General features: G+C 48.8%; 12 protein-coding genes. 3 read left to right on the top strand and 9 right to left on the bottom strand.

What is annotated here, in order from left to right; all coding sequences use genetic code 11:
- Nucleotides 1-312: 312 nt before the first annotated feature.
- A complete protein-coding gene (locus EKM94_RS08760) occupies nucleotides 313-888 on the bottom strand; it encodes a histidine phosphatase family protein (RefSeq protein WP_125600563.1) in 576 nt (191 codons plus the stop codon).
- 344 nt (nucleotides 889-1,232) lie between these two features.
- On the opposite strand from EKM94_RS08760, the gene EKM94_RS08765 reads away from it, so the two are divergent.
- Entirely contained in the window at nucleotides 1,233-2,222 is a 990-nt protein-coding gene (locus EKM94_RS08765; RefSeq protein WP_125600565.1) for a helix-turn-helix transcriptional regulator, read from the top strand.
- On the opposite strand, the gene EKM94_RS12835 is transcribed toward EKM94_RS08765, so the two are convergent.
- The 8 genes from EKM94_RS12835 to EKM94_RS12845 form a co-directional block, all read right to left on the bottom strand.
- Complete coding sequence (locus EKM94_RS12835; protein WP_263853243.1) at nucleotides 2,212-2,343, bottom strand: hypothetical protein; 132 nt, start codon at nucleotides 2,341-2,343, stop codon at nucleotides 2,212-2,214. The genes EKM94_RS08765 and EKM94_RS12835 overlap by 11 nt on opposite strands.
- 8 nt (nucleotides 2,344-2,351) lie before the next feature.
- Nucleotides 2,352-4,091, bottom strand: a complete 1,740-nt coding sequence (locus EKM94_RS08770; protein ID WP_125600568.1) for a SpaA isopeptide-forming pilin-related protein — start codon at nucleotides 4,089-4,091, stop codon at nucleotides 2,352-2,354.
- A 453-nt stretch (nucleotides 4,092-4,544) separates the two neighbouring features.
- The gene (locus EKM94_RS08775) at nucleotides 4,545-5,777 is read right to left on the bottom strand and encodes a tetratricopeptide repeat protein (protein WP_125600571.1); all 1,233 of its coding nucleotides are present in this window, start codon (nucleotides 5,775-5,777) and stop codon (nucleotides 4,545-4,547) included.
- Nucleotides 5,778-6,248: 471 nt separating this feature from the next.
- Nucleotides 6,249-8,783: an excinuclease ABC subunit UvrA gene (locus EKM94_RS08780; RefSeq protein ID WP_125600573.1), complete on the bottom strand. Its 2,535-nt coding sequence runs from the start codon at nucleotides 8,781-8,783 to the stop codon at nucleotides 6,249-6,251.
- Nucleotides 8,784-9,209: 426 nt separating this feature from the next.
- On the bottom strand, nucleotides 9,210-9,335 hold the full coding sequence (locus EKM94_RS12840) for a hypothetical protein (RefSeq protein ID WP_263853244.1): 126 nt from the start codon (nucleotides 9,333-9,335) through the stop codon (nucleotides 9,210-9,212).
- Between the two features lie 121 nt (nucleotides 9,336-9,456).
- Complete coding sequence (locus tag EKM94_RS08785) at nucleotides 9,457-10,296, bottom strand: alpha/beta fold hydrolase (RefSeq protein WP_125600576.1); 840 nt, start codon at nucleotides 10,294-10,296, stop codon at nucleotides 9,457-9,459.
- Nucleotides 10,289-10,720 (bottom strand): MarR family winged helix-turn-helix transcriptional regulator, encoded by a 432-nt coding sequence (locus EKM94_RS08790; protein WP_164511169.1) that lies wholly within the window; start codon nucleotides 10,718-10,720, stop codon nucleotides 10,289-10,291. Before EKM94_RS08790 ends, EKM94_RS08785 begins: the two co-directional genes overlap by 8 nt.
- A gap of 420 nt (nucleotides 10,721-11,140) precedes the next feature.
- Complete coding sequence (locus EKM94_RS12845; protein WP_263853211.1) at nucleotides 11,141-11,266, bottom strand: hypothetical protein; 126 nt, start codon at nucleotides 11,264-11,266, stop codon at nucleotides 11,141-11,143.
- A gap of 205 nt (nucleotides 11,267-11,471) precedes the next feature.
- Between EKM94_RS12845 and EKM94_RS08795 the strand changes: the two genes are divergently transcribed.
- Nucleotides 11,472-12,056, top strand: a complete 585-nt coding sequence (locus EKM94_RS08795) for a TetR/AcrR family transcriptional regulator (RefSeq protein WP_225422198.1) — start codon at nucleotides 11,472-11,474, stop codon at nucleotides 12,054-12,056.
- A complete protein-coding gene (locus tag EKM94_RS08800; RefSeq protein ID WP_125600582.1) occupies nucleotides 12,049-13,284 on the top strand; it encodes an MFS transporter in 1,236 nt (411 codons plus the stop codon). Before EKM94_RS08795 ends, EKM94_RS08800 begins: the two co-directional genes overlap by 8 nt.
- The last annotated feature ends 178 nt before the right edge of the window (nucleotides 13,285-13,462 follow it).

The following is a 13,462-nucleotide window of genomic DNA, read 5'->3' on the forward strand; positions in this document are numbered from 1 at the left end:
CCGAAAAAAAATTACAGCTGAGGTGCTGTTTAGTATGGCAAAATATCAGATTAAATATGATTTAACGCCATAAATAATCTTATTTTGCGTAATTAAGAAAAAGAATCCCTTGATATAGAAGAATTCTCTTGACTAATGGTAGAAAAAAACACCTACCATTCTCCAAAGAAAATGGTAGGTGTCATCAGGCCGTTGTGACCACTCAACGTAGCGAACACCATCGCTACTTTCAACTATCTGCAGTCTAACACGCCCAACCAGAGGTGCCAACTATGTTGCCTAGTGCGGATGTGCCAGCTAAGTCGCGGCACTTTAGTCTAGCGACGAGAAATCCGGATGGATCGTTTCCAACAATTCAAACTGTCCCGCGGTATAAGCCAGCTTGAAAATCGTACAATTCGTAATCCCATAATGCCCATCATGATCCAGAGCCCGCCGCAGGAAATTCGCGCAGGCGCCGCCATGAGAAACGACCAGCCCAGCGTGCTCAATTGCTGGCATCAAGCCTAGGATCGTCGAATAGATTCGCTGCTCCACTTCGGTCTCAGTTTCACCGCCGAATTGATGGAAGAAATCGCCATAGGGTAGCGCAGGATTCAGACTCTCATCTTGCCCTTCATAAACGCCAAAACCCCATTCGCGCAGCCCTTTGACCCGCTGATAGGGCAACTTACCCTTGGTGACTAATTCCAAGGTGTCACTGGCCCGTTCCGCCGTTGAGGAATAAGCGTGATCGAACACCACGCCAGCATCTTGCAAATATTGACCGGCAATCTTAGCTTGAGCCACGCCCCGCGCAGTCAAGGGCGAATCACTCCAGCCCTGAATTTTGTGCTGCACGTTGAAAAGTGTCTCACCATGTCGCATTAAATAAAGATATTTTGTCATTTCCACTTCACCTATTCGCTTTCTAAGTTAATTCTAACATATTAATTAGCACTTGCACGACGAAAAAGAGTGTGAGCCAGCCCGGGTAGCTTCTGAGCATTAACCTAGCCAGGATTTTGGAGGCCGGGCTTTGCCTCCGGAAGCCTGGCGTAGTTAAGCGCAGAAGTCAGTTGTGTGCAGCACGTTTCCGTTTTCCCGGCCGATTCATGTCCGGTCGTTCATTTAAGTACATAGTACGTCCAAATAATGTCAATTCAATCATTTTATCCAGAAAAACCAATTAAATGCTTGCCCTGAACATTTGAACAAGTTACACTTTAGTCAAGCAAAGGTGGCGTGAAAGAATGAATTCTGGTTATCGGCAAGCATACATCTTGATTCATCTTCTGCGGGGCGAGCATTTGACCAAACTCGCCCTAGCAGACCATTTTCATGTCACGACTCGTTCGATCCAACGTGATGTCAGTCAACTTAACGACCTCTTCACTGATGAATATTATCACCAGCGCATCGCTTATGACGCCAAGAAACATGGTTATTACTTAGTTTCCAACAAGACCGCCTTAGATCAACGTCAGATCCTGCTGCTGATCAAGATTCTTTTGGCCAGTCGCGCTTTGGATGAACCTGAACTCAAGCAAATCATTCAGGGACTGCAAGCAATCATGGGGCCTGACCAAGCCCGGAAGCTTGACCCGATCATTCATAACGAAATCGTTAACTACCAACCACTGAAACATCATCGCAAACTGATCAATAGTATCTGGGATTTCAGCAACTTTATTCTCCACCAGCAAACCATCCAAATTTCCTATGAAACTAGGCATCAAAAGCAGTCCCTGTATACGATCAAGCCAGAAGCAATCTTCTTCTCTGAATTTTACTTCTATATCATTTCTTACGACTTCAAATCAAAGCAAGAACCTTTCTTTCGCTCCGATCGAATCGCCAACTACGAGGTTATCCCGGCAGTCGAAAAGAAGCCACCGGCCAACCGCTTTTTGGAAGGGGAATTGCGGAAACATATCCAATTTATGTATACCGGGCCTTTAGAGGAAATCACTTTTGAATTCTGGGGGATCGAGGAAGCGGCTTTAGATCGGCTCCCGACTGCGGAAGTGATTGCTCGCCATCCTGAGCGCCATAGTGTGACTATTCGCGCTAAAGTAATGGGCAACGGTGTCCGCATGTGGTTACTCAGTCAAGGCAATATGCTCAAGGTCCTCGCACCGCCAAGCCTCGTGGCAGAAATGAAGCTGATTCCCCAAGAAATGGTCGATCTCTATGGTGGCAAGCTGGGCGATGACGCAGAGCAACCCCATTTTAAAATTTAACCTGCAACTGCGAACCAGTCAAAAACACCATTGAATCCTGATGCGATTCAATGATGTTTTTTTGATGCCCTGTCAGCGTTGGCAGGAGCTCACGCTGGGCAATTAGTTCTGTTGATTTCACTGGTCGACTCAAGCTTCGATTTTGCGAATGAAGACTTCACCGGCCAAAGTTATCAGAATAAGTAACCCACCCAGGGCGGTCAACGTATTTCCCTTTTGCTCACCAGCTTGTGGTAATTTACCAGACGTTTGTGGTCGGCCCGAAGCAATCGGCGTTGACGGGTGAGGATTAGTATTATTAGGTTTCTTTGTCGGTTGAGGACCAAGCGGTTTCTCCGGTGTTACTGGGGCTACCGGTTTCGTCGGCTTGCTTGGTATCTCTGGCTTTGTTGGTTTTGTTGGTTTTGATGGATTCGTCGGATTCGTTGGTTTTGATGGATTTGTCGGGTTTGTTGGAGTCGTTGGTTTTGATGGATTTGTCGGGTTTGTTGGAGTCGTTGGTTTTGATGGATTTGTCGGGTTTGTTGGAGTCGTTGGTTTTGATGGATTTGTCGGATTTGTCGGATTTGTCGGATTCGTTGGATTCGTTGGTTTTGATGGATTTGTCGGGTTTGTCGGGTTTGTCGGATTTGTCGGATTCGTTGGATTCGTTGGTTTTGCTGGATAGTCGCGATCGACGACTTCAACATGGCTATAACCGCCATTTTCCAGAGTAATTGCGAACGGTACAGGTTCTGGATGCAATTGAAAACCTGACGGCGCTTGTGTCTCAACAAATTCATAGTTACCGAAATCCAAGCCGTCAACATAGATTTGGCCTTGATCATCAGTGGTTAGCCCAGTTTTGATCACGGTTCCTTCTTTGCGTAGCTCATAGATAGCGCCCGCCAGCAGATTTTGTGACTGGCTATCATACTTGGTCAGCTTGGCAGACCCTTTGTAACCAGTGCCCGTGCCGGTCCCACCCCAAGCAAGATTGCCAGAGGAGCTGGTCGTATGATGGGCCAGATCGGTCACGTTGACGTTGGCGTTGTTGCTCCAATGATTACCAGCGCTTAAATTCAGATCGGTGATTTTCGTCCGATAGACGATACTGATTTCTTGATCAATGTCACCCAAGTCGATAATAATTTGATTACCATTGGTGCTGACTTTGACAGGCGCTGGCGTCGTGTTGACCCCGTTGACTCGCTGTGTCGCCACTAAAGAATCCGGAATGAAAGTCTGCCCGGGTCCCAAGGTGTCGGTGATCACGACCTGGCTCAACTTCTCCGAACTAGGATTGATGGCAATATTCCAATAGAGTTCATTCGGGGTGCCATCAGGATTCGCCGTATCATGGCTGATCCAACCATACTTGTTGATAAACCAATCGCTGTTGGACGCCTGGGTCTCTTTCGTTCCAGCAACGGTAAATTGAAGGGTGCCATTGCGACCGTAAATTGTGTTCTCCAAGGCTTGGGAGAAGGTGATCGTCCCGACCCCTTGACCTTTCTTAATGTTGGCCGTGCCTACAATAGTCCCATCGGTTTCTGTTAAATTGACCGTGATGTCATCAATCGCCAGCACATTATCTGGCAGTTCAAAGTTGGCAGTATCCCCGGCTTTGATTGGCTGACCATCTGGATACGTCCAATTATAAATGATTTTGTAATGGCTATAGCGATCCAATTCCTGAACATTGGTGACATCATTACCGTCATGATCAGTGATCGTTGCACTACCTGAGTCCAACCCAGCAACATTCAAAACCGCTGCTTGGATTCGATTGGCTGCCACGCGACTGGCCCCACAAACCAATAATACTAGCATCATGACCAGCCATGGAATCGACCGTCCTGTGAGCCACTTCTTTGCAATTTTTCTCATCGTTGCTCCCCCTAACTAAGTCGTCGCGATTTTCCCCAGGGTCATTCTTTCACGATGAAAGATTGATCTCTTAATTTCGGCTACACAATACCACCAGATTCGGCCGAGATAAAGCAGAAATACTTGGCAATAGTGAAAAACTAGACTAGTCAAGATATTCGCAAATTATCGTGATATTCATCAGTTTGTACTAGTCTTAGCCAGCACACTTTTCAGCAATTGCTCATTTTGATAATTTCTAAAAAATCGCAAAAAAACAGCGATAACCAACTTCATTATCGCTGCTGACACTTAGCAGACCATTTGCTTATTTCATTTTAAAACGGCTTCTGCTAGATGACCATCCTAATGCGCCCCAAGGTAATTGCAACACAAAAAAAGAGATTGAAAGTTGATGACGACAAACTTTCAATCTCTTTTTGCGACTAAATGGTCGGGCTAGACACGCGTAGCCTATTTCCAAACACCTAGCACCCGCAAGTTACCGGCGCTATCTTGCCAATTGATCTGACCGCTAGCGGTGAAATCAATGGTATAGGTGTAGTTGGCTTCGCTGATTCCAGCAAAATGAACCGTGACTGTCCCGGTTTCTTCATTGACCGTGGTCGTCTTCGGTTCGCAATCCTGTTGGGCCAAAGTATCGGCCTGATTCCAATATTTCTGCGCCAACTGTTGCGCTGCCGCGGTGGTCAACTGAGTCCCAGTATTCTGATGTTGTTGGCGTTCAAGCACCAGTTGCGGATAACTCGCCTCCAAAATCGTCGCCGCGATTCGGGCATCGCCAGTTTGGGACTGTGCCTGAACAAAAGCCGCGGTAATGATCTGATCGGGAATCGCTGCGACCGTGGACACTTGATAGCCCATCAGGCGCACCAACATTTGCCGGTAGTAAGTTGCGGTTGGTTGCGGCGTAATCGCAGTTGACGAATCATCAGACTCAGGCGGGTCCGTGGGTGATGCCGTGGTACTATCGCTAGATTTCACGTTGGTGTCCGCGCCGCTCTCGGTGTCCGCAGTCGCTTCCTGCTCATCGCCGTCCGCGGACTGATCCGTCTGCGGCGCCTGTTGATCGGCTTGCTTCTCAGCGCTAACCACCGTTCCTGAGGGATTTTGCGCTAACAGTTTCTGCAAAACCAAGCGACCTAAGTCACTGTATTGCGTGTGCAACTGCGCCAGGTAGGCCTTATTGCGCCAATCGATCGTATCCATTTGCGTCAATAACAAATTGGCCTGTTGATAATCGCCGTCATCGTAAGACTGCTGTACTTGGGCAACTTGATTGGCGACCGTGCCCGTTTCCTTCTCCGCCGCCTGGACGGCTTGCCGCAATTCAGTGAACGCGGTTTTCAACGATGTGTCCAAATCTTGCTCGTTGCCTAACTGCGCCAATTTGGCGGCGGCCTGTTTAAGGTCACCGCGATTGAACGCCTTTTGCGCCGCCAAATAATCATTGGTTTGCGTTAACAATCGTTGCGCTTGTTGATCCCGCGGCGCTTCCTTCAACGCATCCTCGAAATGATCTTGCGCCTGAGCAATCTTATTGGCCGCTAAAGCAGCTGCCCCTTGATCTAAAGACTGTTGGTACAATGTCGTTTTGGTCTGCTGGCGGCAGGCGGCCAGGCCCACAAATGCGATCAATAGCAGACTGACGCTTGCGTATCGGTGTAACCATCGGTGCCTGTTCATTGCCCTCACTGCTCCTTGAATTCATTCGAAAAAGATCGTGACCTCACATAATTTTAGTATACCGCGAAAGCGTTCTTTTGTGCAGTCGCATTTCATTAATTAACCAAGCCTTAAGAATTGACGGCCAAATAAAGCTTGCCCATGTAACAACTGGCTTTAGTATACCACGTTGTCTCACGTTTTTGTATACTGTTGATTAAATTTCATAACAATATCTTTTTCAACTGACGGATTTCAAAAAAAGGGGGGGCAAGTTCCAAAAACGTCTATTGAGACTGATCACCTGATACCCAAAAATCAACTCACCCCAAAATTAAATCCAGACGAAGATCGGCATCATTGGATCATGTCCGACCGAATTAAGCTATTAGCTGTGGCATCTAACCGGATCAACCAAAAAAGCGAACTCAGGTTAATTGAGTTCGCCGTTGCCAGGTTAGTTACAGCCAAAAGGATAACTAGTGTGTCCCCTTATGACTTCGGCACCTTCGCGCTAAACTTCTGCCAATGCTGACTTAAATATTGGAGGGTCAGGCTCGTCGGTTCTTGTACCAATTCCGCTGGCCGACCCGACGCCATCACCCGGCCACCCTGCTCGCCGCCTTTTGGCCCAAGATCGATCAAATAATCAGCGTTAGCCATAAGGTCCAAGTCATGAGTGATGATCACGATCGTTGCCCCCTTGGCTTTCAACTGATTGAGCACCCCTAAGAGCACCTGAACGTCCAGGGGGTGCAGACCCACCGAAGGCTCATCAAAGACAAAAACAGTATCTGGTTGCTTTTGATTCAAGTGGTTGACCAGCTTTAAGCGCTGGGCTTCACCACCTGATATGCTGGGCGTGCTCTCGCCTAAGTGCAGATAATCCAACCCGATCTCCTGTAATAAGACCAGTTGACGGTGGATTTTCGGCACCTTGGCAAAAACTGGCAAAGCCTCTTTGACAGACAACGCCAATAGATCCACGATCGAATAGCCCCGCCACTTGATCTGTTGGACAGCTTGATTGAAGCGCGCCCCTTGACAAGTGGGGCAAACCTCATCCATATCCGGCAAATATTGAATGTCCAACGTGATCGTCCCTTGACCCCCACAATCGGGACAAGCGCCTTGCTTGTTGTTGTAAGAGAAATAAGCGATGCCATAATGTTTGGCTTTCGCCGCCGGCTGGCTGGCAAAAAGCCGGCGCAAATTATCCATGATCGTCGTGTAAGTCGCCAACGTTGAGCGGGTATTTTTGCCGATGGGCGTCGCGTCAACGCTGACCACATGCCGCAGATCAGTCGTCAAGTCGGTCACTTGTTGCGGCAGTCGTTGCTTAGCCGCTCGCGCTTTGATTGCCGGTAATAAACTGTTCAAAATCAAGCTGGTTTTCCCCGCGCCGGAAAAACCGGTGACCGCGGTGATTTGGTGATCCGGCAAGGCCACACTAATATCGTGGAGATTGAAATAATCACCGATCTTCAGTTGGGTCCACTGGGGCTTGGCCACGACTGGCGCGACCTTGGCGTGGAAAATATTGGCTTTACCAGCGATAAAGGGACCGATCAACGACTGCGGATCCTTCGTCAAGGCGTCCGGCGTCCCTTGGGCGATGATCTCGCCACCAGCATCGCCTGATCCCGGACCGATCTCAACGACCCAATCCGCCGCGGCCACAATGTCAACTTCATGATCCACCACGACCAGCGAATTGCCCTGCGCAATCAATTGCCGGAAAATCTGCAAAAGGCCTTGGATATTGTCGGGATGCAACCCAATCGAAGGCTCATCCAAGACATAAAGAACACCGGTTGTCTCAGTCCGCAAAGTTTTCGCCAACTGGATCCGCTGCAATTCACCGGTCGATAACGTGTTACCACTCCGGGATAACGTTAGATAGTCCAAGCCCAATTCCAGTAGCGGTCGCACATTATCGCTCAAATCTTTGAACAAAATCGCCGCCAAATTTGTCATATTGGCCGGTAATTCTTGTTTGGTGGTTGTCTCCCATTGTTGTAACGCGCCTAAAGTCAAATCCGCGACTTCCGCGATATTCAACCCACCGACCAATTGATTCAACAATTCCGGATTCAACCGCGAGCCATGACAGGTGGGACAAGTTTCAAAGTGAAAGAACTGGTTGACTTGGGCGATTGCCCGCTCACTTTTGACAGTTTTCAGAGAGTCGTAAACCGCATCATAGGCGTTCTCATATAAGGTTTTGTCCGTGTGAAAAACCCGGCCGGTGCTGGTGTGAAAATCAACCGCGTACTGCTTCTTCTCACCATGCAAGACAATCTGTTGCTCGGCCGCGGTCAGCTCGCGGTAAGGGACATCGGTGCGCACGCCAATCGTGGCCGCGACTGTCGGCATGAAGTTACGTCCTGGTAAATGCCAAGACGCAACCACGCCCTGATCCAGAGTCAGCGAGTCATCACCAATCAACTTACTCTCATCCAAGGTGCGAATCTTGCCAGTGCCTTGACACTCAGGACAAGCCCCTCCAGAATTGAAGGCGAAATCTTCGGCGCCTTTGGCCATGAAGCTCACGCCACAAGTCGGGCAGGTCAGGACCCCCATTTTATCCCCCGCCAGATCCATCACCTGAGCAATCTTCAAACTTGGCGCGAGCCGATGCCCATTGGGACACACCACCGAACCCAACCGGGAAAAAATCAAGCGAACCGTGTTGAAGGTTTCGCTCATTGAACCAACGGTGGAACGCTCTGAAGGTACTGTCGGCCGTTGGCGTAACGCGATCGCCGAAGGAATATGTCGCACCTCTTGGACCTGCGATCGTTTATTCTGACTGATTCGCCGCCGTGTATAGGTCGAGAGCGCTTCAAGATAGCGCCGTGACCCTTCCGCGTACAAGATTCCCATCGCCAACGAACTTTTTCCAGAACCGGACAGGCCGGAGATCGCGACAAATTTATTCAAGGGAATATCAACATCAATGTTTTTCAGATTATGAACCTGGCCGCCGCGCACTTCGATCTGCGTCGGTATCGTAATTGTTGCCATAATGACCCTCCCATTGCTAAACAGATTCAACTTACATTAACCAAGTATAACGCAAGATAAAAATGAGCAACAGCATTTGCCGCTAGCATACGCAGCGCACGTTTTTTAGATTGGCCGCAGCTTGCGCTGCGCGTGGCGTTGGTGGTCATCAGCTTTAAATTGGTGACCCCCAGTACAGTCTGACTGATAAATAGACCTAGTTCTCAGTGAATCAACTGAATCGGTCGGTTTGCACCCAAGGATTGTTTGCAAAGCGGGTAAAGATGTCGAGTCAACTCAAGCTGTACCAACCAACTAATCAAATCAGTTGACGTTGCCGTACCACCCCAAAAATGGGCAATTGTTTTGACCACCACACTTGCAAAATCACTTCGTTAGATATCCAACTTCGATTGCAGATAGGCTCAATTCTGTCTAGCAACCGCCTCAGTACGTGTGGCTCAGCGGTGAGATTATTCTTAGCGATTTATCGCTTAGAATAAGGCTCGATTTGAAGACAAGCCGCTGGGCTTGCGGATTGGCTTCAAACGATGCCCACCGCGTTCCAGCCACGATAAACGTCCTGAGGCGGTTGCGTCACCACCAAACCCTATCATACCCGCAATCAAGCGCGGGTTCAGGATAAGAACCAAACGCCTAAATCAATTTCAAACGATGCCCACCACACCGGCACTCAAAAAGTTGATTTGATCAACGCGGCGATTTCCGCACTATGACTTTCTAGGGCAAAGTGACCACTGTCCACCAATTTAACCACAGCATTGGGAACATCTTGTTTGAAGGCCAGCGCGCCGGGATAAATGAACGAGGGATCATTTTTACCCCAAACCGCTAATAGTTTCGGTTGGTATTGGCGCAAATAGGCCTGAAATTGCGGGTATTTCTTAATATTATTCTGATAGTCGAAAATTAGATCTAGCTGATTCTCCACATAATTCGGTCGCTGTGTGTAGGCAATATCTAAGGTATAGCCATCAGGTCCGACACTATTCGCTGGCGTACCGGTTAAATACTGGCCCTTGATTGTCTCCGGCGCGAAGGCGTTGCGGTAACTGTCACGCTTGGCTGCGGTTGGATGTTCCCAAAAATCACGCCGAGTCGCCCATTTTTCGCCCAAACCGGCTTGATAGATATTCCCGTTTTGGCTGATGATCCCGCGGATCCATTGGGGATGAGCCATTGCAATCATGAAGCCGATCGGCGCGCCATAATCGAAGACATACAAATAAAAATCCGTGAGTTTTAATTTGGCTAAGAATTCAGTTGTGACCGTTGCTAAATGCTCAAACGTGTAACTGAATTCTTGATGGTTCGGCATGCTCGATTGCCCGAAACCCGGATAATCCAACGCAATCAAATGAAAGCGGTCGGACAACAAGGGCATTAAATCCCGAAACATATGACCGGCCGAAGGGAACCCATGCAAGAGCACCATTGTCGGCAAATTAGGATCCCCTGCCTCACGATAGAAAATCGACAACCCTGAAACTTCTAACCGATGATAACTAATCATGCTTTTCACTCCTTAATTTCTGATTATTACTCGTTAATAAACAAGTCATCGCCACTTTATCAGCGCCTAGTTTGGTATCCGTATACTGACCAAATTCCGCTAAACACTGATTGGCGATTTTGAGAAAAGCCGCGCTGGCAGGCAATAACGCCAAACTACTAGCTCGACCGGTACTGGTCATTTGCAAAAGTCCTTGACGTTCCAACGTTTGCGCCATCCGATATAGCGACGAACGCTCATAGCCCAAGCGCTGGGCCAATTGCACCACCGTTTGCGGTTGCTCATCTTCCAATGCCATCATGATATAGGCGTAGGCGGGCTTCAACCCAGTCGGCGCGAAAATCCGATCGGCGACCTGTTCCACTGTCCGCATATACCGGGCCGCCGTGAAATACGCGCAAGTTTGTTCAAAATGATGTGCCACGATCATTCACCTCGATTATCTGATCTTTTGTTGATTTACCGTGTATATACACTATAAATCTTTTGACTGGCTTTTTCAAGTTCTCAACGTGAATTTTTCTGGAAAATCTTGATGGCGGTGAAACGCCGTGGCTAGTGGTTACCAGCCTCAAATTGGTGATACCAGTTTAGTTCGCTTGATGAACAGACCCAGTTCTTAGTGAATCAACTGAATCGGTTGATTTCCAACCCGAACCCGCTTAGGTAAGTGAGATAAACTTGGCGGCATTATCCGAAATGTACTGAACTACTAATCCAAATCAGTTGGCATTGCCGTACCACCAAACAAGTGGACGATTGTTTGACCACCTCACCTGCAAAACCACTTTGTCAGATATCCAACTCCGATTACAGATAAGCTCAATTCTGTTCAGCAACCGCCTCAGGACGTGTGGCTCAGCGGTGAGATTATTCTTAGCGATTTATCGCTTAGAATAAGGCTCGATTTGAAGACAAGCCGCTGGGCTTGCGGATTGGCTTCAAACGATGCCCACCGCGTTCCAGCCACGACAAACGTCCTGAGGCGGTTGCGTCACCACCAAACCCAGCACACCCGCAATCAAGCGATAAATCATGAATAGCAACCCACCCTTCCAAATCAGTTCAAGAACGATCCCAGCTGCCGAACAATCGTAAATTTAATTTACTGTTTGTAATTTGATTTTTTGGGGTGTAAAATAAAAGGCGTTTGTCAGGAGGTCACTCATTTTATCATGCAAAAACGTAATTTAAATCAACAACGCATCATCGAAACCGCGGCCCAGATCGTCAACGAAACTGGCGCGGCCGCCTTAACTTTCAGCAATGTGGCTAACGCGTTAGGCGTGCGTCCACAGGCGCTATACGCTTATTTCGGCAATCGCGAACAATTGAAATTCGCCTTGATTGTCTCTTTTCTCGATAGTTTGACCAAGAATTTAAATACGGCGCTGGTTGGGATCAGCGGTGAACAGGGCCTGATTATCTATGGCAGTGAATTGCACCGCTCGCTGTTGGCCGAGCCTAACCTAACCAAGCTGGCTTTTGGTGGCATCAACTATCAGCAAGAAAGTGAGGCTGGTCAACACTTGCATCAACTGGTCTTGGTTCTGGACCGCTTACTGGCGCCTTATTATGACAATGACCGGGAAGTGATCGCTCAGGCACGCTACCTCCGGGCGCTGATCTTCGGCTATGTTCAAAACGAATTGTGGGGGCTGTTCAGTCATCCCGATTTGTCCGCCAACACAACTTTTAATGAGGCGTTGACGCAAGCCGTGACGAATATTACGAAGGAAGGGGTGGTCAAACATGGATGATGCGCAACGAGCCAAACAACCTTGGCGGCAAAATCTGATTGTTCTTTGGGCCTGTACCTTCATCGCCGGGATCTCCTTCAGTGAGATCATGCCCTTCATGTCGCTTTATGTCGGCGAATTGGGGCATTTCACCAAGGCGCAATTATCGTTCTACAGTGGTCTGGTTTTTGCGGCAACTTTCTTTGTCACCGCGATTGTTTCGCCGCTGTGGGGCGCTTTGGCCGATCGTAAGGGACGTAAGATCATGTTGATCCGCGCCAGTTGGGGCATGGCGGTCGCTCTTTTCTTGATGGGTTTGGCGACAAACGTGTGGCAATTGATTGCCTTGCGCGCTTTGCAAGGGGTTTTCTCTGGGTATATTTCTAACGCGCAAGCCTTGATTGCTTCGCAAACGCCCCGGGCCAACGCTGGTAAGGCGCTAGGCACCTTGGTCACTGGGTCAACCTCTGGAATGTTGATGGGACCGATCATCGGCGGAATCTTGGCCGAGGCTTTCTCGATCCGCAACACGTTCTTCATTACCGCTGCCCTCTTGATGATCACTGGGATTCTCTCCGCAACTTTAGTCAAGGAGAATTTCGTGCCGATCAAACGAACTACCGATCCCAGCAAAAAAGGAATGTTGTCCGGCTTACTCAGCCAATTTGAGAATCCCCGCTTGATTATTGTCCTTTTGCTGTCAACGATGTTTGTTCAATTGGGCAACGCTTCAATCTCCCCGATCATCAGTCTGTACGTCAAGGAACTGATGCACAACACTGGCAGTGTGCCTTTAGTCGCTGGGATCATCGCCGCCTTACCTGGGATCTCCAACATTATCGCCGCGCCGCGTTTGGGTTCTTACGGTGACAAGCACGGTTCTGGCAAAGTATTGATCGCCGGTTACCTATTCGCCGTGCTGGTTTACATTCCCCAAGGCTTGATTCCTAGCGTTTGGGTTCTGGGAATTTTGCGCCTGCTGGTCGGTGTCTCTGACGGTGCCTTGTTTCCCACGATCCAGACCCTTCTAACTAAAAACTCGCCGGTCAGCGCAACTAGCGCGATTTTCTCATGGAACCAGTCTTTCCAAGCCCTGGGCAACATGTTTGGCGCCTTACTAGGTGGCGCCTTGGCGGGATGGTTCGACTATAATGTCGTCTTTATCGCCACTGCCGCGCTACTCTTGATCAACTTCATCATGCTCTGGCTGACTGAGCCATCTCTGCGCAAAAGTGGCCAAGTTAAGTAACGCCTTGACTTGATATCGCAGTCCCAGTGGTGCCAGTCGCAGTAGTACAGCCCCACCACAAGCGATGCCTCCAGCAAAAAACGCCGACCTCACTTTCTAGTCGCATCCGGCTAGAAAATAAGGTTCGGCGCTTTTTTGACGATTGGCGATCAGCTGAGGAGGAATCGGACTTTGACCC

It is taken from the genome of Lapidilactobacillus achengensis (assembly GCF_003946655.1).
Classification (GTDB): Bacteria; Bacillota; Bacilli; order Lactobacillales; family Lactobacillaceae; genus Lapidilactobacillus; species Lapidilactobacillus achengensis.

What these genes read in the sequence shown, in the direction of transcription:
- EKM94_RS08765 (WP_125600565.1), top strand. Translation starts at nt 1,233, where the DNA reads ATGAATTCTGGTTATCGGCAAGCATACATCTTGATTCATCTTCTGCGG.
- EKM94_RS08795 (WP_225422198.1), top strand. Translation starts at nt 11,472, where the DNA reads ATGCAAAAACGTAATTTAAATCAACAACGCATCATCGAAACCGCGGCC.
- EKM94_RS08800 (WP_125600582.1), top strand. Translation starts at nt 12,049, where the DNA reads ATGGATGATGCGCAACGAGCCAAACAACCTTGGCGGCAAAATCTGATT.
- EKM94_RS08770 (WP_125600568.1), bottom strand. Translation starts at nt 4,091, where the DNA reads ATGAGAAAAATTGCAAAGAAGTGGCTCACAGGACGGTCGATTCCATGG.
- EKM94_RS08760 (WP_125600563.1), bottom strand. Translation starts at nt 888, where the DNA reads ATGACAAAATATCTTTATTTAATGCGACATGGTGAGACACTTTTCAAC.
- EKM94_RS08775 (WP_125600571.1), bottom strand. Translation starts at nt 5,777, where the DNA reads ATGAACAGGCACCGATGGTTACACCGATACGCAAGCGTCAGTCTGCTA.
- EKM94_RS08785 (WP_125600576.1), bottom strand. Translation starts at nt 10,296, where the DNA reads ATGATTAGTTATCATCGGTTAGAAGTTTCAGGGTTGTCGATTTTCTAT.
- EKM94_RS08780 (WP_125600573.1), bottom strand. Translation starts at nt 8,783, where the DNA reads ATGGCAACAATTACGATACCGACGCAGATCGAAGTGCGCGGCGGCCAG.